Origin of the sequence: Flavobacterium sp. N2038, from assembly GCF_025947185.1 — a bacterium.
Lineage (GTDB): Bacteria > Bacteroidota > Bacteroidia > Flavobacteriales > Flavobacteriaceae > Flavobacterium.
Window position 1 is genome coordinate 1,690,105 of sequence record NZ_CP110001.1, and the last position, 18,718, is coordinate 1,708,822.

17 protein-coding genes are annotated in these 18,718 nt (G+C 34.0%); 9 read left to right on the forward strand and 8 right to left on the reverse strand.

Features of this window, described 5'->3' with window-relative positions; all coding sequences use genetic code 11:
- Positions 1-68: 68 nt before the first annotated feature.
- The 4 genes from OLM51_RS07760 (at position 69) to OLM51_RS07775 (ending at position 5,043) form a co-directional block, all read left to right on the forward strand.
- On the forward strand, positions 69-1,850 hold the full coding sequence (locus tag OLM51_RS07760; protein WP_264553752.1) for a cytochrome-c peroxidase: 1,782 nt from the start codon (positions 69-71) through the stop codon (positions 1,848-1,850).
- 420 nt (positions 1,851-2,270) lie between these two features.
- The gene (locus tag OLM51_RS07765; RefSeq protein ID WP_264553753.1) at positions 2,271-2,870 is read left to right on the forward strand and encodes a porin family protein; all 600 of its coding nucleotides are present in this window, start codon (positions 2,271-2,273) and stop codon (positions 2,868-2,870) included.
- Positions 2,871-2,988: 118 nt separating this feature from the next.
- On the forward strand, positions 2,989-4,038 hold the full coding sequence (locus OLM51_RS07770) for a sensor histidine kinase (RefSeq protein WP_264553754.1): 1,050 nt from the start codon (positions 2,989-2,991) through the stop codon (positions 4,036-4,038).
- A 297-nt stretch (positions 4,039-4,335) separates the two neighbouring features.
- Entirely contained in the window at positions 4,336-5,043 is a 708-nt protein-coding gene (locus OLM51_RS07775; protein ID WP_264553755.1) for a LytR/AlgR family response regulator transcription factor, read from the forward strand.
- Between the two features lie 2 nt (positions 5,044-5,045).
- Here the strand turns inward: OLM51_RS07775 and OLM51_RS07780 are convergent, their stop codons facing one another.
- On the reverse strand, positions 5,046-5,981 hold the full coding sequence (locus OLM51_RS07780) for a DUF6268 family outer membrane beta-barrel protein (protein ID WP_264553756.1): 936 nt from the start codon (positions 5,979-5,981) through the stop codon (positions 5,046-5,048).
- 168 nt (positions 5,982-6,149) lie between these two features.
- Positions 6,150-6,665 carry a hypothetical protein gene (locus OLM51_RS07785; RefSeq protein WP_264553757.1) on the reverse strand — a complete coding sequence of 172 codons (516 nt, stop codon included), beginning with the start codon at positions 6,663-6,665 and terminating at the stop codon, positions 6,150-6,152.
- 188 nt (positions 6,666-6,853) lie between these two features.
- Between OLM51_RS07785 and OLM51_RS07790 the strand changes: the two genes are divergently transcribed.
- The 3 genes from OLM51_RS07790 to OLM51_RS07800 all read left to right on the forward strand — a co-directional run bounded on the left by OLM51_RS07790 (position 6,854) and on the right by OLM51_RS07800 (position 10,720).
- Positions 6,854-8,239, forward strand: coding sequence for an MATE family efflux transporter (locus tag OLM51_RS07790; protein ID WP_264553758.1), 1,386 nt, complete (start codon positions 6,854-6,856; stop codon positions 8,237-8,239).
- 95 nt (positions 8,240-8,334) lie between these two features.
- The gene (locus OLM51_RS07795; RefSeq protein ID WP_213257844.1) at positions 8,335-8,562 is read left to right on the forward strand and encodes a hypothetical protein; all 228 of its coding nucleotides are present in this window, start codon (positions 8,335-8,337) and stop codon (positions 8,560-8,562) included.
- A gap of 376 nt (positions 8,563-8,938) precedes the next feature.
- Positions 8,939-10,720: an LTA synthase family protein gene (locus OLM51_RS07800; RefSeq protein ID WP_264553759.1), complete on the forward strand. Its 1,782-nt coding sequence runs from the start codon at positions 8,939-8,941 to the stop codon at positions 10,718-10,720.
- A 70-nt stretch (positions 10,721-10,790) separates the two neighbouring features.
- Here the strand turns inward: OLM51_RS07800 and meaB are convergent, their stop codons facing one another.
- The 5 genes from meaB to OLM51_RS07825 all read right to left on the reverse strand — a co-directional run bounded on the left by meaB (position 10,791) and on the right by OLM51_RS07825 (position 14,576).
- The gene (gene meaB, locus OLM51_RS07805; protein WP_264553760.1) at positions 10,791-11,885 is read right to left on the reverse strand and encodes a methylmalonyl Co-A mutase-associated GTPase MeaB; all 1,095 of its coding nucleotides are present in this window, start codon (positions 11,883-11,885) and stop codon (positions 10,791-10,793) included.
- A gap of 338 nt (positions 11,886-12,223) precedes the next feature.
- On the reverse strand, positions 12,224-12,865 hold the full coding sequence (locus OLM51_RS07810; RefSeq protein ID WP_264553761.1) for an NAD(P)-dependent oxidoreductase: 642 nt from the start codon (positions 12,863-12,865) through the stop codon (positions 12,224-12,226).
- A 57-nt stretch (positions 12,866-12,922) separates the two neighbouring features.
- Positions 12,923-13,330 (reverse strand): Rrf2 family transcriptional regulator, encoded by a 408-nt coding sequence (locus tag OLM51_RS07815; protein ID WP_264553762.1) that lies wholly within the window; start codon positions 13,328-13,330, stop codon positions 12,923-12,925.
- A 121-nt stretch (positions 13,331-13,451) separates the two neighbouring features.
- Positions 13,452-13,949 (reverse strand): hypothetical protein, encoded by a 498-nt coding sequence (locus OLM51_RS07820; RefSeq protein WP_264553763.1) that lies wholly within the window; start codon positions 13,947-13,949, stop codon positions 13,452-13,454.
- A gap of 60 nt (positions 13,950-14,009) precedes the next feature.
- Positions 14,010-14,576 (reverse strand): Crp/Fnr family transcriptional regulator, encoded by a 567-nt coding sequence (locus OLM51_RS07825; RefSeq protein ID WP_264553764.1) that lies wholly within the window; start codon positions 14,574-14,576, stop codon positions 14,010-14,012.
- Between the two features lie 106 nt (positions 14,577-14,682).
- Here OLM51_RS07825 and OLM51_RS07830 point away from each other — a divergent pair, with 106 nt between their 5' ends.
- Positions 14,683-15,594 (forward strand): AEC family transporter, encoded by a 912-nt coding sequence (locus tag OLM51_RS07830; RefSeq protein ID WP_264553765.1) that lies wholly within the window; start codon positions 14,683-14,685, stop codon positions 15,592-15,594.
- Positions 15,595-15,705: 111 nt separating this feature from the next.
- Positions 15,706-16,344, forward strand: a complete 639-nt coding sequence (locus OLM51_RS07835; RefSeq protein WP_264553766.1) for a peroxiredoxin — start codon at positions 15,706-15,708, stop codon at positions 16,342-16,344.
- 66 nt (positions 16,345-16,410) lie between these two features.
- On the opposite strand, the gene OLM51_RS07840 is transcribed toward OLM51_RS07835, so the two are convergent.
- Positions 16,411-18,660, reverse strand: coding sequence for a cation:proton antiporter (locus OLM51_RS07840; RefSeq protein ID WP_264553767.1), 2,250 nt, complete (start codon positions 18,658-18,660; stop codon positions 16,411-16,413).
- Positions 18,661-18,718: the final 58 nt, after the last annotated feature.

Here is an 18,718-nt window from a genome sequence, read left to right on the forward strand (position 1 = left end):
CCACTATTTCAATTTGAGGTAGTGGTTTCTGTTTTTCTAAACATTCCTCTTTTAATCGTTATTACATCATGAAAAAAATATACTGTTTGTTGTTTTTGATAGTTTTTGTTGCCTGTCAGAAAAAAAGCAAACATCAGGAAGTAAATGAATTGTTTCAGGCAGATATTACTTCATTAATTGAAAAAGTTGCCAAATTAAAATATTCGGTGCAGGAAGATTCAACCGAATCCCAAATTCAGAAACAATTTTTGGAAGCACATAAAAATTACAAAAAGGTCGAAATGATCAGTGAATATTATTCGCCTTCAGTTTCTAAATCTATTAACGGACCCGCAATACCGGAGTTTGAAGAAAATGATAAAGTAACTGTTGCGCCGGAAGGATTTCAGGTTATTGAAGAACTGGTTTTTCCGAAGTATGACAAAAAAAATAAAAAAGAATTAATTCAGGAACTGGGAGTTTTATCGGCAAATTTAATTCGATTAGAAAAAGTTTCAAACACAAATGAATTAACCGATGCTCATGTTTTTGACGCCATGAGACTGGAAGTTTACAGAATTATTACTTTAGGAATCACCGGTTTTGATTCGCCGGTTGTACTCAACTCTCTTCCCGAAGCATTGACATCTTTAGAAAGTATCGAAAAATATTATCATGTTTATCTTAAAGATCAATCTGTATCTAATGCTAAGCAAGTAGTTCAGCTTTTAGAAAATGGGAAAAAGTACTTAAAATCGAATACCAATTTTAATGCTTTTGATCGCGCTTATTTTATTAAAGAAATTTTAAATCCGTTAAGTAAAGGACTTTTTAAAACACAATCAGAATTAGGAATTCCTTTAATGAAAGAGCAAAGAGGCTTAAAAGTTACAGCACAAACTTTATTTGACCAGGATGCTTTTGATCCTGAAGCTTTCTCCGGTTTTCCGGATTACAAAACAACACCAGAAAAAATTGCTCTGGGTAAAAAGTTATTCAATGATCCTGTTTTATCAGGAAACAATACGCGTTCGTGCGCTTCGTGCCATCATGAAGACAAGGCTTTTACAGATGGTCTGGAGAGAGCAGTTGCACTAGACGGAAAATCAATGATTCAGCGGAATACACCAACGCTTACTAATATTGCTTTTCAACGTGTGTTTTTTGCAGATTCAAGAGTGAGTTATCTAGAAGATCAGGCGGTTGCAGTTATTAAAAACGAAAACGAAATGCATGGATCTCTGGAGAAATCAGCTTTGGCAATTCAGAAAAATGCAGCATATGTAAAAGAATTTCAGAAAGCTTTTCCAAAAGGAGAAATAAACGAATTTGCAATCAAAAATGCTTTGGCATCTTATATACGTTCGTTAAGTCAATACGATTCTAAATTTGACCGCTTTATGCAAAATAAAACCACATTTACTGTCGATGAAAAAGCAGGGTTTAATTTATTTGCCGGAAAAGGAAAATGTGCCACCTGCCATTTTATTCCGCTTACCAATGGAACAGTTCCGCCAAATTTTGACAGATCAGAAAGCGAAATTCTGGGTGTTCCGGATAAAAATAAAAAACTGGATGGAGATCTGGGGAAATTTGTGATTACACAAGCAGCCATTCATAAACATTCGTTTAAAACGCCAACAATTAGGAACATTGAACTTACAGCTCCATATATGCATAATGGCGTTTATAAAACTTTAGAAGAAGTTATCGATTTCTATAATGAAGGTGGAGGTTTAGGCAAAGGATTTGATGTTCCGAACCAAACTTTACCGGAAGACAAATTGAATTTATCAGATCTCGAGAAAAAACAGCTTATTGCTTTTATGAAAACTTTGACGGATAAGAAGTATTCGGAGAAAAGAGAATAGAATAAAGAGAATAGAATAAAGAGAATAGAATAAAGAGAATAGAATAAAGAGGATAGAGTAAAGAGGATAGAGTAAAGAAATTTAGCTTTGTGGTTTGATTTTACTGCAAAGCACGCAAAGATTTTTATTTTTAAGATTTTATAAAAACGCAAAGTTCGCAAAGCTATTTCTACACAAAGCTTTGCGAATTTTGTATTTTTTGAACAGTTGGAAACGTCGCGCACTTTGCGAAAACTTTGTGTTCTTTGCAGTTAAATTTTCCACTTACAGATTTCTAAAAATTAATTCGTGCTAATTTGTGAAATTCGTGGCTAACAAAAAAAAATCCGTTGGTCAAAATAATAATGTAGTTCATCAAACTAATTTTAATAGCGGTTTTTGTTTGTGCTCCTTTGCATCAAATTAATAAAAACTATTATCATGAACATGTACAAATTAGTATTGTTGACTACAATTTTCTTATTAGGATTAATTTCTTCTAAAATTAATGCTCAATCTCCGCTTCCAATTCATTTGGGAATAAAAGGAGGTTCTAATTATTCTGAATTGCCAGTTTCAGAAGGTTTCAGCTCAGAATATGCGGCTGGCTATTTTGGGGGGGTAATGGCTCGATTTGATTTTAAACGATTCTATATTCAGAATGAAATTCTGTACAGCGAGAAATCTTCTAAGATTGAAAAGACTACTACAGCAGCATCTAAAAATGCAAAATGGAAAAGTATCGATGTACCTTTGGTTATTGGTTATAAAGTGGTTGATTTTTCTACATTAAATGTTCGGGTTTTTGCCGGAGGAGTTTATTCGTATGTTCTGGATGAAAACTTTTCATCATTGAATCAGTTAAAAAATGCCTACAACACATTTGACAAATCTAATATTGGATATCAGGTTGGGGCAGGTGTTGAGTTTTGGAAGTTTACTGTTGATTTTACTTATCAAGGCGGATTAAATAATGTGAGTAAAAATTTTAATTCTAAACCAAACTCGTTTAACATTGGTGTTGGATATTTTTTCCTGTAACGCTATATTTTATTCATTTATCCTATATGCAGCAAAGAATCTTTTTGGTTCTTTGCTGTTTCTTTAAAAATTATAGGGCTATTTTTGAAGTTAAATTTTCTCAATAAATTATTTTTAGATGATTGCAATCAATAAAAATAGACACTGGATGTTTTTAGTCTTTTTTTGGAGTCTGCTAGGTATGACAATCTGGGCGCAGATGATCGAAGATTACGATTTTTTCACGGCCACGATTCAGGCAGTTTTAGTTTTGATTTGTTCTGCCATTTTAGCTCATATTTTGAGTGATGTTATATTGCCCAAAGCGCTAAAACAAAATAAAATGAACTGGTTTGCGGTACAAAGCGTTATTGTTGTACTGCTTTTGGCATTTTGTCTGTCATTGATTTATATTGTTTTTTCAGATTCGGTTTTGAGAAGCAAGATATATCCTGAAGAAGCAGATGCGGATTCTCTTCATTTTTTGTGGGCGCGATTTTACGGCAACATTCCATCAGCGATTTTAATTTGCGGTACTGCTTGCGGACTTCGGTTTTATCAGGAACATAATGTTATCGAAAGAAATCACGCGCAATTGCAGCAAGTTCACCTTGAAGCACAAATCAAGATTTTGCAGGATCAGATTAATCCGCATTTGATGTTTAATATCCTGAATCATATTCATATTCTAATGCAGAGCAATGTACAGTTGGCGTCTGTTTTGTTGGTTCAGTTTTCGGATATTTTGAGGTATCAACTGTACGAATGTAACAAAGAATACGTGCCGCTGTATCTCGAGATTAAATACTTGAAAGATTTAATTGCTGTTGAAGAAACCCGCTGGGGAAATGAATTAGAAGTAAAAAGCAAATGGAATATCGAAGACGGACAGCTTCAAATCGTACCATTGCTTTTAGTTCCTTTAATAGAAAATGCCTTTAAACATGTTTCCCGACTTCCAAACAAAAAAGGATATGTGCATTTATCGTGCGAGCAGCTAAACCATCAATTGAATTTTAGAATCGAAAACTCGTATACAGAACAATATAAAATTCCGTCTAAAAGCCAGGGGTTAGGACTTGAAAACGTCAAAAAAAGATTGGCAATTCAGTATCCGGAAAAACATCAATTCAATATCAATAAAACCGATTCTGATTTTACGGTCATCGTGACTTTAGATTTAAAATGATTTTTTGGACAAAGATTATATAGATTTTTTGCCACGACCCGAGCGATAGCGAACAGGCAAAGCAATTCACGAATTTTTAATCTGCAAAATCTTAAGACATAATGCTTAGTGATCTTTGCATCCTTTTTAAGAGTTAAAAACTTTGCGAACTTTGCGTATCCCGATAGCTATCGGGATTGCGCTCTTTGCGGTTAAATTTTTAGCCACAGATTATCAGATTAAAAGGATTTCAAAAAAAAATCTGCTAAATCTGCAGGAAACAAAAAAACATTAAACCTGAAATAAAAAAATACGAACATGAAATGTCTCATTATCGACGATGAACCTATAGCAAGAAACGGAATCGCAGATTTCGTTTCTAAAATTGATTTTCTTGAAGTTGCAGGTACTTGTGCTTCGGCTTTAGAAGCCACTTCTTATCTTCAGGAAAAGCAAATCGATTTGATGTTTTTAGATATCAATATGCCTTATCTATCCGGATTAGAGTTTTTGGAATCATTAGATAATCCACCATTGGTGATTTTTACTACGGCTTATTCAGAACACGCTTTAGATGGATATCGCTTACAGGTAGTAGATTATTTATTAAAACCTATTACTTTTCAGCGTTTTTATCAGGCTACGTTAAAAGCGAGGCAATGGTATCAAATGATGAGTTCTCCAAAACAAAGTCAGTTGGATCCTTTCTTATATGTGCGTCAGGAAGAAGGATTTCAGAAAATTTCCTGGATAGATATTCTGTATATCGAAGGAATGCAAAATTATGCAAAGCTTCATTTTAAGGATAAAGTTCTGATTATTCATCAAACTATGATTTCATTAGAGGAAACACTTCCCACAGAAATCTTTTTTAGAATTCATAAATCATTTCTGGTAAATGTTACGCATATAGATTCTGTTTCCGGCGGACGCTTATTTATTAAAGGACAAGAACTACCTATTTCAAGAACTCGCAGAGAAGTATTATTGAAAGAGGTAGTCTATAAAAACTTATTAAGCAGATAGCTCTAGAATTTCCATTTTAGAGCTAGTGCTCCATAAAAGGTAGTGGTGAATTTTGGATCTGGAATATCTTTTTCTTTAAAAATATCTTTAATTTTTCGGTTAGTAGTCGAGAAACTTCGAAGAAGAGTAGTTCCTCCTGTTGGTTCTAAAATCCAGTGTTTTCCTAGTTTTACCTGAGGTCTTAAACCTGCAATTATTTGTTGATAACCAAGTAAGGTCGATTTATTTCCAATTTTGGTTTCGGCTGTCATTCCGCTTAACTCGGCTACTGCTTTTAGATCAAAATGATCAGACATTCGGTAACCTAATTCTACACCTTCAGGAAAAGTAATTTTAAAATGTAAAGCCCCTTTTGATTCCCAATTAAAGTAAATTCCGGGAAGAACCATTGGTACACCAAAACTATTGGTCAGAACGGGGCCTACACCCAAAGCCAGATTAGGATTAAATTGTTTGATAAAAAGAACACCTCCCTGCATCAGGACATCATCTTTATTAATTTCCACCATATCTGTATAAACACCAACAGAAGCCATTATTAATAAAGACCAGGAAGGAGAAATAGAACGTAAATGTTTGACCCCGATTTGTGTGTTCAGTAATTCATTAGGAAATCCGCCCTGAAATTCTATTGGAAGGGATTCAATCTCATAATTTCTGTTTTCCATTTTGGCATAACTTCCATTAAAAAATACCGACCAAAGCTTTGGGTGGTCGTATTGATCCATCTTTAAAGAAAGCGGTACTTCAAAAGCGATTTGTGCTCTTTTAAAATTGCTTTCGGCATTTGTTTTAGTACTGTCCATTGGTCGGATATACTTTGAAAAAGGAACATAATCGACTTTAAATTCTCCCGAAATTCCCGTTTGTGATTGTGCAGCAACAGTAACCAGTAAAAAAAGGAAAAGCTGCGATAAATAAATGACTGTTTTGTTCATGATTGAATTAAATTTTCTGCGAATTACAGTGTTCTAAACCAATCCTGAAAAATCATTTGACTAATAGCACTTTTGTTTTGACCAACGGTATAAAATACAAAACCCGACAGATTACGCGATCTGTCGGGCTTGTTACCAAAAACAAAAAAATAAATTAAACCTTAATTTTTATAAGTCAAAACCATAAGCAACACGCAATGCTACCTGATTGGTTTTGAAATCATGATAATCTTCGTAACGTACACTTAAATCAATATATTTATTAGCGTATCCAATTCCGGGAGCCCATAAAAAAGTTGTTTTGTCATAACCGTTTGTTACAGCAAAACCGGCACCCACTTCTCCTAAAACATAAAACTGGTCTTCCCAGACAAAGGCTTTAAAACCGGCTTTTGCAGGAATAAATCCCAGATCTTTTACTTCAACACCATTTTGATCTTTCATAAACAAGTTAGTAAAACCTGTTGTTAAGGTCAATGATGTTTTCTTAGACAAATCATATTGTAAACGAACATCTCCTCCAAGTGACCATCTGTAATCATTGTCGGTTGGGATTCCTCCGTTTAAACCAAATCCTAATCTAAAACCCTGATCATAATTTTTGACTTCGCTGTCCTGAGCAAAAGTCGTGTTGGCGTATAAAAAAGCGAAAGCAGCAAGGCAGATCATTTGTAATTTTTTCATGGCAAATATTTTGAATTATTAATACTGTAAAAGTAATTTGGACGGTATATGACCTTGTTATATAATTTTTAAAAATCGTTACATAATATTAGGGCGTGCTTATTTTTGTCTTAAAATTGGTATATATTTTTATTAATGAGATAGAATTCGTCGCTTCTGATTATCTTTGCCGACTAAAAGGAATAAAAGTGAATTTAAAGCAATACACCAAAGAGTTTTCATATAATTTCAGACTGGCCTATCCCGTAATTTTAGGAATGGTTGGGCATACCTTAATTGGTATTGTAGATAATATCATGGTGGGGAAATTAGGTAGTACCGAATTGGCAGCAGTTTCATTAGGAAACAGCATGATTTTTATCGCCATGTCATTAGGAATTGGTTTTTCTACTGCAATTACTCCAATCGTTGCAGAAGGCGATGCTGAGAAAAATGATACCAAAATCAGAACGGCGTTTCATCACGGATTGTTTTTATGTACAATTTTGGGATTAGCTCTTTTTGGAGTTATTGTTCTGGCAAAGCCAATAATGGAAATGCTGGATCAGCCGGCTGATGTAATTGCACTTGCAAAACCTTATCTGGACTGGGTAGCTTTTTCGTTGATTCCTTTAATAATGTATCAGGGATACAAACAGTTTGCTGATGGTTTATCATTAACAAAATACTCGATGTATGCTATGGTTATGGCAAATGTACTGCACGTTGGTATTAATTATATGTTGATTTATGGTGTTTGGATTTTTCCAAAAATGGGAATTATCGGAGCAGCATTAGGAACTGTGATCTCGAGAATCTTTTTAGTAATGTTCATGCATATTATGCTCTCAAGAAGAGATGACTTAAAACGCTTTTTTAAGAGTTTCAGTTTTGACGAAATCAAGAAAGAAACCATAAAGAAAATAATTGCAATTGGTTTCCCTTCTGCAATGCAAATGCTTTTTGAAGTGGTATTGTTTACAGCATCAATCTGGCTTTGCGGAAATATTGGAAAAACCAGTCAGGCAGCCAATCAAATTGCTTTGAGTCTGGCTTCGATGACTTTTATGTTTGCAATGGGACTAAGTGTAACATCAATGATCAGGGTGAGTAATCAAAGAGGACTGAATGATTTTAAAAATTTGGTCGTTGTGGCTCGTTCTATTTTCCTGCTTGCCATTATTTTAGAAACCGTTTTTGCGATTCTGTTTATAGCTTTCCATGAATATTTACCTCATATTTTCCTGAATATGGAGAATACCGGACAAATCCTGGATAATGAAGAAGTAATAAGTATCGCATCAAAATTACTTTTAATAGCAGCCGTTTTTCAAATTTCTGATGGGATTCAGGTGGTTGTTCTTGGTGCTTTGCGTGGTTTACAGGATGTAAAAATTCCTATGTATATCACTTTTGTGGCCTATTGGGTTATTGGTTTTCCAATTTCGTACTATTTAGGAGAATATACAGAATGGAAAGCAGAAGGAGTATGGATTGGACTTTTGGCAGGATTAACTTCGGCGGCAATTTTTCTGTACATTCGCTTTCATTTCCTGACAAAGAAATTAATCATTAATTCAGAGTCAAATAATTAAATTTGAGAATAAAATAAGCTTTAAATTTCCGGGAAAAATAACTATTCCGATAGTTATCGGGAATGGCTAAATAATAATTATAAAAAATAAATAAAATGGAATTACCTAAATTTTTACTTGGAGACAATACCGATTTTCCAGATGATATCTTTATCATTCACCTTGATTACCCAAGATTTATCATCAATTTAAAAGATGATGAGGTAGAATTTTTGGAAGAAGCTGAAGATCTTGATGAAGCTGAATTAAATGCAGAAATGGAAGGTCTTATTATTAAGGCAAATGATTTTTATGACCGTGAAATAAATCGATACGAAGAGTAAAGACGAAAGAGTAAAGATGAAAGGGTAGAGGCGCAGTGTAGTGAGTCTTTAATGTTTTCTGGATTTTTTTCATGCTGATTTAATTTTAAAATTTGTTATGCAAAATTTTGCACATATCTGCTTAAATCTTTTAAATCTGCGTGAAACAAAAACTTCGAGACTCTGTGACTTGCGACTTAGTATCTTCCCATATTCTCAATTAAAAATTAATGTAAATCATCTAATGAAAAAATTAAGTTTTTTAAAACCCATTTTTAATTTCATAGCAATAGGATTGCTGATTACAACTTTAAGCCGATTATTTTTATTTTTTATTTTTAAAGATAGAGTAGTCGAGACACCAAATTTCTGGTATATTTTTCCAATCGGTCTTAGAATGGATTTAATATTACTTTGTTATTTGTCTTTTTTGCCAGCAGTTTTAATTACTTTTTTACCTGATAAATGGCTTAAATTCACCAATAATTTTTTGGTAATTTATAGCTTTTTGTTTCTGTTTCTGATTCTTTTTGTAGAATTAGCTTCTCCTGATTTTGTAAAACAATACGATACACGTCCGAATAAGATTTTCTTAGATTACTTAATCTATCCAAAAGAAGTTGTTGGGATGCTTTTAAAAAGTTATCTGACTTCTATAATTGTGACATTCCTTATTTTGGGAGTTGTATTATATTTTGCTTTCAAAAAAGGGAAAAAGTTTTTTCATACTACAAGTACAGCGTATAAATTTAAATTAATGGTATTTCCATTAGTTGCTTTTTTATTGTTTTTCGGAGCACGTTCAAGTCTTACTTCAAAACGACCAATTAATGCCAGTAATGCTGTGTTTTCTACAGATCAGTTAACCAATACATTAGGGTTAAACTCATTTTATACTGTTGCCTTTGCTGCTTATTCGATTAAAAACGAAGGAAATACAAAAATGTACGGAAAAATGGATGAAGCTGAAGCAATCGCTCGTGTGAAGAAATATATGATTGCCGGACCAAATGACTTTACAGATGCAGATATTCCGTTTCTTCATGTACAGCAGCCAGATTCTGTTTTAAAGAAACCATATAATCTGGTGATCTTTCTTCAGGAAAGTTTAGGAGCTGAATATGTTGGAATTTTAGGAGGAAAACCATTAACTCCGGAATTTGATAAATTATCTAAAGAAGGAACACTGTTTACTAATTTATACTGCACAGGAACACGTAGTGTGCGCGGAATCGAAGCTGTTGTTACAGGATTTTTACCTTCGCCATCTGAAAGTGTGGTTAAACTAGGTAACTCACAACAAGGATTTTTTACCCTTGCCGATGCCTTAAAGCAAAAAGGGTATGACACTAGTTTTATTTACGGTGGAATGGCCAATTTTGATAATATGGCTTCTTTTTTTAACGGAAATGGTTTTAGTGATATTATCGATCAGGAAGATTTTGAATCTGATGGAAATAAATATGCTTTCAAAGGAACCTGGGGGTATTCAGATGAAGATTTGGTTACTAAAGCAAATAATTATTTCAAGTCAAAAGGAGATAAACCTTTCTTCTCTCTAATGTTCTCGACTTCAAATCATGAACCTTTTGAATATCCTGCAGGAAGAATTAAACCATATGATAAGACGCCGGCAACAGTAAATAACGCAATGAAATATGCCGATTTCTCCATTGGAAAATTCTTTGAAATGGCTAAGAAAGAGCCTTACTTTAAGAATACAATTTTCATTGTTATTGCTGATCACAATACTAGAACATATGGTAAAAATTTAGTTCCGATAAATAAATTTCATATTCCGGCATTTATTATGGGGCCTGGTGTTCCAAAAGGTGCTGTTTATAACAGATTGGCAAGTCAAATAGATATTCCGCCAACATTATTAGGGTATTTAGGAATTCCTTTTGAAACACCAATGGTGGGTAGAAACTTAACAAAACTAGATCAAAAAGTACAAGGAAGATCGATTATGCAGTTTAATGATATTAATGCATTTAGAGTAGAAAACCAGGTTGTAATTATGCAGCCAAATTTGAAACCACTGCAATTCGAAATCAAAAATGATACTACTTTGATTCCTGTAAAACTAAACGAAGAGTTAGCAAAAGATGCTTTAGCGCATGTAATTACAGCAGGGAATTTGTATAAACAGAGTAAATATAAGCTTAGAAGTAAGTAAAGATACTAAGGTTCTAAGTTGCTGAGATTCTAAGTAAAGTTTTGCGAAAAAACCTTAGAACCTTAGCGTCTTAGAATCTTTTCTCAAAATATAATTTTAATAAATCAGAAGCAGCTGCAAAAGGTGATATTTCATCATTTTGCACTGCTTTTTTGTTTTGTTCCAGTTGCGAAATGATTTCAGGGTGATTATAAAAATTGAGTTTCAGTTGTTCGTTAATGGTTTCCATCATCCAGAAATGATTTTGCTCACTTCTCTTTTCCTGAAAAAAACCGGTATTATTAGTCATTTCTACATAATCAGAAATAGTGTTCCATATATCTGAAATTCCTTCTTTAGTAATGGCGCTGCAAGTAGTAACTTTTGGCTGCCAGTTTGATTTTTTCGGAGGGAATAAATGCAGAGCTCTGTTAAATTCTAATTTCGCCTGATTTGCCTTTTTAATATTATCACCATCGGCTTTGTTGATCACAATTGCGTCTGCCATTTCCATAATACCACGTTTGATTCCCTGAAGTTCATCACCAGCACCGGAAATTTTCAGTAGTAAAAAAAAGTCAACCATACTGTGTACGGCAGTTTCACTTTGACCAACACCAACAGTTTCAATAATAATAGTGTCAAATCCTGCAGCTTCGCATAAAATAATAGCTTCGCGTGTTTTACGGGCAACTCCGCCCAAAGTATCTCCGGAGGCACTTGGTCTGATAAAGGCATTTTCATCTTTTACCAATTCTTCCATTCGGGTTTTATCACCCAGAATGCTTCCATGAGAAAGTGAACTGCTTGGATCAACTGCCAGCACAGCTACTTTCTTGCCCAATTGTGTGAGATAACTTCCAAAGGCTTCAATAAAAGTACTTTTTCCAACACCGGGAACACCTGTAATTCCTATTCGGATTGATCTGTTGGCGTGAGGCAAACTGCCATTAATTACTTCATTTGCTTTTGTAGCATGTTCCGGATTTGTACTTTCTACCAAAGTTATGGCGCGGCTTAGAGCTGTTCTGTTTCCACTCAAAATTCCATCAATTAATTCTGTCGAAGAAGGTTGTTGTCTTCGGTTCTTTTTAATTTGATGGATAGCAGAAACATTGGTAATTTCCGGAGGTGAAATTCCTGCTTTTTCTTGTAAACTGCCTGAGTGTTTTTTTGAACTTGACAAAATATACTTTTTGGTACTGTAAAAGTACAGAAAACAAAAACAGTTTCAAAAAGTAAGTTTGCCACGAATTATATGTATTTACACTAATTTGTTACGTTTTTTTTGTCATCCTGAGCGAAGTCGAAGGACACGCAAGTAACTCGACAAAGATTGTTTAACTGCAAAGAGACCCGACAGGTTTTTAAAACCTGTCGGGTCTGAGTAGTATTGCAGAATTATTTTGTGTGTCCTTCGACTTCGCTCAGGAAGACATAAAAGACTCAAAAAAATCGTAAAAATTCGTGGCAACAAAACTCAGCATCTTAGAACCTTAGTTCCTTAGAGTCTTTAAAAATAAATTAATAAGCTGCTGTAAAACGAACTTGATGGTGTTTTGGATTTTCAGCTTCGTCGGCAATAACAACTGCTAAATCTTCTACAGAAAGAATACTTCTTTGATCGTCATTAAAAACAGGATTTTCTAAACCTAAACGGTATTTTCCTGTTCTTCCTGTTGTAATACCCTGATGCATCTCGAAAGCCGGACTAAAAAATGCCCAGTCTAAATCTTTTTCATCTTTAATAATATTCAAATAATCTCTTGCTGCAGTTGCGCCGGCATGATATTCTTTTGGGAAATCAGGAGTGTCAACTGCTTGTAAATTTGGAGCTACAAATAAACTTCCAGCACCACCAATTGTAATAAAACGTTTCACGCCTGATTTTGTCACCGCTTCCTGAATCGCTTTTGATCCTGCAATAAAATCATCATAAATGTTTGGATTTGCCCAACCTGAATTGTAGGCGTTAATTACAACATCATTTCCTTTTAGAATTTCTGCTAAAGCATCTACATTAAAAATGTCAGCTTTTTTCCAAGTCGCATTTGTGGTTTCTTTTGGATTTCTTGCGATTGCAGTAATTTCATGTTTTCTGTCTGCCACTTCATTTAAGATTGCTGAGCCAACAAAACCAGTTGCTCCAATAATTGCGATTTTCATAATATATAAATTTATTTAGTAATAAAAAATGTTACAGTTTTGTGTAAAAAAATAGCTTTAGAATTGATTAGAGAAATCTTCAAGAGAAATTCCTTCTAATTGTAAACTAACTTTTTGATTCATATCAGCATATAAAGAACTTAAATTCTGATTGATCTTTTTTCCAACCGGGCAATCCGGATTAGGCTGATTTTTTGCATAACCTAAATTTATGGATTCAAAAGTCATTTCAAATATTTCTTTCAATGTAATTTTAGAAGGATCAACAGATAGTTTTGTTCCGCCATTTTTACCTTCTTTGCTTTCTACAATATGATTTGCTTTTAGATTAGCAATTTCTTTCCTTACCAACACCGGATTTAAATTGATGCTTCCCGCAATAAATTCAGATGATAAAAAATCATTTGGGAATTTAGTGAGTAAAGTCAAAATGTGAATCGTTATGGCAAACTTACCTGAAATCATACTGTAATAAAATATGTTACAAATATAAAGCGTTTTTTGAAATAAAAAAAAGTTTTAACTAAAAATTAATTGCAGTAACTAAAAGCATAAAATGAAACTAAAGAAAAAATGATACACATCATTAATACAAATGATGTGCATTTTCCTGATTGACTATTTTGATTTTTGATTGATTTCTTATGGCAGAAAAATATACCCACGCTATAAAAAGAAGCTGCATTGGTATTCTAAGCCATAAGTATGATAGGCCTTTGCCTGTATAGTCGGCAGCTTGTAAATTGATATTATGTCTTGCAGCAAAAATGTTAGCTGGAAGAAGCAGGATAAAAAATAAAATAAGTAGTTTTCCTGTAAGGATTTTAGTTTTAGGCAGAAGTAGTCCAATTGCAGCAATTAACTCTATGATTCCTGTAGTGATCACAATAGCATTTGCCCAAGGCAAAAAAGAGATCATCATTGCCATTCCTTTAGTAAAAGTAAAATGGCCTATAGCCGTAAATATTAGCATAAGTGCCATGGCTACTCTGCCGGCAAATGATAGTTCAAGTCGTTTGGTTGTTAACCAAATAATAAGAAGCGTTGCGGTAAAAACTCCAAAGAGCACAATTAAGGTTTCCATATCTTTTTGTTTTATTATACAAAGTTGCACAGTAAAGAAACCTAAAACAATGAACCTGGGTTAATAAATGCGTTTTCTGATCCGGCTTAAAGCTTGTGGAGTAATACCAATGTAAGAGGCAAGGTATTTTTGTGGAATCTTTTGTATTAGCTGAGGTTGCTCTGTGAATAAATTTAGATATCGTTGTTCTGCAGAATCGTTTAGCAAAGACAATTCTCTCTTTGATTTTTTAAGAAATAAATCTTCGCTTGCCAGTCGGCCAATGGTATTTCCAACTTTAGTTTGGGCATAAATGTCCTGAAGATCACTATAAGAAATACGCCAAAGTACGGTATCTGCAAGAGCTTCGATAGTGTAGTTTACGGGTAATCTTGTAATAAATGAATCATATCCGCTTGCAAATTCGCCATCAAATACAAAAGTAAATGTAAGGTCTTTATTCTCAGAAGGAACATAATATCTAACGATTCCTTTCTCTATAAAGGAAAGGTAATTTTCTATATGACCGGTTTGGAGGATTGATGCTTTCTTTGAAAATTCCTGACGAATGAGTTTTGATGAAAAGGTGTTCCAGTCTTCATCAGAAAGTTTAGCCATTCGTTCGAAATTATCCCTTATTTGCTGCATAGATTTTTAGAATTACATATTAAAAGTAACAAAAAACTTAAAGAAGCGCTATAATTTGTTCAGCCCATCAATTTATAAATACCTATTTTTGTGTTTAAGCCTTGATATGAACAACTTTATTATAATATTCTTCTTTTTATTTTTAGGATTGCTGCTGCAAAGAGTAAAGCAATTTCCAACGCATATTTATAAGAGTATCAATAAAATTGTCATTTATATTTGTCTTCCTGCAATTACTTTATATCATATTCCTAAAATTAAATGGAACAATGAATTATTGTTTCCAATAGGAGCGGGGTGGATTAGTTTTTTTCTGGCTTTCGGCTTTTTTCATTTTTTAGGGAGAAGACTTGGATGGTCCAATAAACTCATTGGTTGTTTGGTGTTGACAGCCGGATTAAGTAATTCATCATTTCTTGGATATCCGATTATTGAAGCTTTGTTCGGAAAAAAAGGTTTAGAAACTGCCGTTTTGGTAGATCAGCCCGGAACCTTTGTTGTTGTTTCGACTTTGGGAGTTTTTGTTGCCGCCTTCTATTCTAAAGGTAGTCCGGATGCGATTAGTATTTTTAAAAAGATCATTTCTTTTCCACCTTTCCTGACATTTGTTGTGGCTTGTTTAATGAATGTTTCTCAATTTGATTTGGCTTTAAATGTTCAGTCAGTTTTATTAAAACTAGGCAGCTTAGTAACGCCTTTAGCACTATTTTCGGTGGGGTTGCAATTGACTTTTGACCGAAACAGCCGACACTGGAAATTTTTGCAATTGGGACTTTTCGTAAGACTTATTATGACGCCCCTGATCATTTTTGTTTTATATGTCTTTATTTTCAACCAACATTCTGAAGCTATAAAAATTACTATTATCGAAATCGCAATGGCGCCTATGATTACAGGTGCAATTCTGGCTTCGACGTATGGTTTAAAACCAAAATTAAGCAGTATGATGATTGGTTTTGGAATTCCAATTTCGTTTTTAACACTTGCTATTTGGTACTTTATTGTGAGTTTTATTTAAATTAAAATACTAATTATATAGAGGAAATAGAATTTTAACTTTTTTTAAGAAAATGAATGTTTTCCTTATCCATTTTTTAGTTAATTTTAGATGAACTAAAAAAACATAATTATGTCAACATTAAGATTAGGCGATATAGCTCCGGATTTTCAGGCAGAAACCACACAAGGAAAAGTTAGTTTTCATGAATGGCTAGGAGATTCATGGGGTGTTTTATTTTCGCATCCAGCAGATTTTACTCCCGTTTGTACTACTGAATTAGGAACTGTAGCGAACTATGTTCCTGAATTTACAAAAAGAAATACTAAGGTTATTGCTTTGAGTGTAGATGGTTTACAATCGCACTTAGATTGGATTAAGGACATCAACGAAACTCAAAATACAACTGTTAATTTTCCAATTATTGCTGATGAGGATAAAAAAGTAGCGAATTTATATGATATGCTTCATCCAAATGCGAGCGATAAATTTACAGTTCGTTCTGTTTTTGTAATTGGTGCCGATAAAAAAATAAAACTAACCTTGACTTATCCAGCTTCTACAGGAAGAAATTTTGACGAATTGCTTCGTGTTATTGATAGTTTGCAATTGACAGCCAATTATAGTGTTGCTACTCCTGCAAACTGGAAAGATGGTGAAGATGTAGTAATTGCGCCAGCAATTCCGGATAGTGATATTCCGGCTAAATTCCCTAAAGGGCATAATCCTATAAAACCATATTTGCGTATGACACCGCAACCAAATAAGTAATTAAAAAGAAAGCCACAGAAATTTTATTAATCTGTGGCTGTTTTTTTTATTATATGTGATTAAATCTTAAAATGCAACAGGTGTACTTTTTTGCATTAATTCGTTCATTCGTTTTTTATCACCTACAACCCAGATAATATCATTTTTTTCTAAAATGATATTAGATTCAGGATTCAGGATTCGATTACCGTTTCTTTCAATTCCTACAACAAGCCCGCCGGTTCTGCCTCTAAACTGACCGATACTTTTTTGAATAAAATCTTCTTTAGAAATCTCCAATTGACGAAGTACGATATCCGATTCTTCACTATTGTTTGGAGCTTCAATTTCGTTCTTTAAGTAAGTAGTAAACTGTGCAATCTGCTCATCAGTACCAATAACGCATATTTCGTCACCAGGAAACAAGCGTTCATTTTTAGTTGGAATTGGAATTGTAACTTCTCCACGTCGAATAAAAGCAATATTTATTCCCATATTTTCTCTAATTCGCAATTCCTCAAGCGTTTTACCCGCAAGGTTTGATTCTTTTCCAATATCAAAAATAGACATGTGACCGTCCCAGGGCATTAAATTGGCATAACGTCTATCTATTTTTTTGTTTTCGCGATCGTTTAAGTTCTTTAAAAAGTGATTTTCAATTTTGTGATATTGTTCGTTTAACTTTTTAGGAAAAATTTGATAGGCTCCAATTGCAATAATCAGCGCAATAAAAGCCACCAAAGGCGAAAAGAAAATATTCAGTAAGAATCCAATAAAAAACAAACCAAGGCTCATTCTTATTAGAATCAACATTAGAAGTGCGCCACGATATTTACGCTCTTCCCATAAAGAATCGACTTCCTCTACTTTTACACGACGTAGTGATAAGGCCCATAAAAAAGGAGCGATTACTACTAAAGTTATTAATGCTGCTAATGTATTTCCGAATCTTGTATCTGCGACTAATGGGGCAACAAATCGCGATGATAGTAAAATGATTGCCGTAATGATTATAGTATGAAGTATAATTTGTGTTATTGAAGCCCTCAAGACAATTTGCCAGGTACTGACCGATTTTATGGCTTGGGCATTCACACTATATCGGTTAATGTTTTTAACCCATCTTTTTGGCATTTTTGATTCTAAAAACAAAGCAAAAGATTCCGAATACTTAATTAAGAATGGAGTTGTAAATGTTGTAATTGCCGAAACTGCTACAATTATAGGATATAAGAAATCGCTGGTAACTTTAAGCGTCATTCCGAGTGTGGCAATAATAAAAGAGAACTCCCCAATTTGTGCCAGACTCATTCCGGTTTGGACTGATTGTTTCAATGGCTGACCAGATAATAAAGCTCCAAATGCGGAACTAAACGCTTTTCCGAAAATAGTCACCAAAGTGATAATCAAAACCGGAAGAGCGAAATCTACCAATGTTACGGGATTAATTAACATTCCCACTGATACAAAGAAAACGGCACCAAATAAGTCTTTTACGGGCTGTATTAAATGTTCTATTTTTTCAGCCTGTGTAGTTTCGGCGATTATTGAACCCATTATAAAGGCTCCTAATGCTGGCGAGAACCCAACATTTGCCGCAAACATTACCATCATTAGACATAATGCAAGCGAAATAATGAGCAGCATTTCATCACTTAATAAATGTTTTGCCTTTTTTAAAAATGTTGGAATAATGAAGATACCTCCCAGAAACCAAATGATTAAAAAGAAAACCAGTTTTAAAACAGATTGCAGTAATGCAGCGCCGGAAACCTGATCGCTAACCGCAATTGTCGATAATAACACAAGCATTAAAATGGCGACAATATCTTCGACGATAAGAGCTCCAAATACAATCCCGACGAACTTTTTTCCTTTAACTCCCAATTCATCAAATGCTCTGATAATAATAGTTGTTGAGGAAATTGACAGCGTTGCACCAAGAAAAATACTGTCCATTTTTCCCCAGCCCATCCATTGACCGACCATATAGCCTATTAAGGTCATAAACATAATCTGGGTTATCGCGGTTACAGAGGATGTTCCGCCTACTTTCATTAGTTTCTTAAAACTAAATTCGAGCCCCAGACTAAAAAGCAAAAAGATAACTCCAATTTCAGCCCAGACTTCTACGCTTTTCATATCCGTAATTGATGGAAAAAAGTCAAAGTGATTTCCAGCCAGAAAGCCTGCAATAAGATACCCTAAAACCAAGGGCTGTTTCATTTTTTTAAAAATAAGTACAGCAATTCCGGCGGTCATCAGGATTAATCCCAAGTCGCTGATTAAGGGTTGTAAATGGTGTGTAGTTTCGGCAGCGGCGCTTAAGGCAATCATAGAGTGGTATCGTTTTCAGGAGCAAAACCCAGCTTTCAATTCCAAATGAAATCCACTA

What these genes read in the sequence shown, in the direction of transcription:
- OLM51_RS07760 (WP_264553752.1), top strand. Translation starts at nt 69, where the DNA reads ATGAAAAAAATATACTGTTTGTTGTTTTTGATAGTTTTTGTTGCCTGT.
- OLM51_RS07765 (WP_264553753.1), top strand. Translation starts at nt 2,271, where the DNA reads ATGAACATGTACAAATTAGTATTGTTGACTACAATTTTCTTATTAGGA.
- OLM51_RS07770 (WP_264553754.1), top strand. Translation starts at nt 2,989, where the DNA reads ATGATTGCAATCAATAAAAATAGACACTGGATGTTTTTAGTCTTTTTT.
- OLM51_RS07775 (WP_264553755.1), top strand. Translation starts at nt 4,336, where the DNA reads ATGAAATGTCTCATTATCGACGATGAACCTATAGCAAGAAACGGAATC.
- OLM51_RS07780 (WP_264553756.1), bottom strand. Translation starts at nt 5,981, where the DNA reads ATGAACAAAACAGTCATTTATTTATCGCAGCTTTTCCTTTTTTTACTG.
- OLM51_RS07785 (WP_264553757.1), bottom strand. Translation starts at nt 6,665, where the DNA reads ATGAAAAAATTACAAATGATCTGCCTTGCTGCTTTCGCTTTTTTATAC.
- OLM51_RS07795 (WP_213257844.1), top strand. Translation starts at nt 8,335, where the DNA reads ATGGAATTACCTAAATTTTTACTTGGAGACAATACCGATTTTCCAGAT.
- OLM51_RS07800 (WP_264553759.1), top strand. Translation starts at nt 8,939, where the DNA reads ATGGATTTAATATTACTTTGTTATTTGTCTTTTTTGCCAGCAGTTTTA.
- OLM51_RS07810 (WP_264553761.1), bottom strand. Translation starts at nt 12,865, where the DNA reads ATGAAAATCGCAATTATTGGAGCAACTGGTTTTGTTGGCTCAGCAATC.
- OLM51_RS07815 (WP_264553762.1), bottom strand. Translation starts at nt 13,330, where the DNA reads ATGATTTCAGGTAAGTTTGCCATAACGATTCACATTTTGACTTTACTC.
- OLM51_RS07820 (WP_264553763.1), bottom strand. Translation starts at nt 13,949, where the DNA reads ATGGAAACCTTAATTGTGCTCTTTGGAGTTTTTACCGCAACGCTTCTT.
- OLM51_RS07825 (WP_264553764.1), bottom strand. Translation starts at nt 14,576, where the DNA reads ATGCAGCAAATAAGGGATAATTTCGAACGAATGGCTAAACTTTCTGAT.
- OLM51_RS07830 (WP_264553765.1), top strand. Translation starts at nt 14,683, where the DNA reads ATGAACAACTTTATTATAATATTCTTCTTTTTATTTTTAGGATTGCTG.
- OLM51_RS07835 (WP_264553766.1), top strand. Translation starts at nt 15,706, where the DNA reads ATGTCAACATTAAGATTAGGCGATATAGCTCCGGATTTTCAGGCAGAA.
- OLM51_RS07840 (WP_264553767.1), bottom strand. Translation starts at nt 18,660, where the DNA reads ATGATTGCCTTAAGCGCCGCTGCCGAAACTACACACCATTTACAACCC.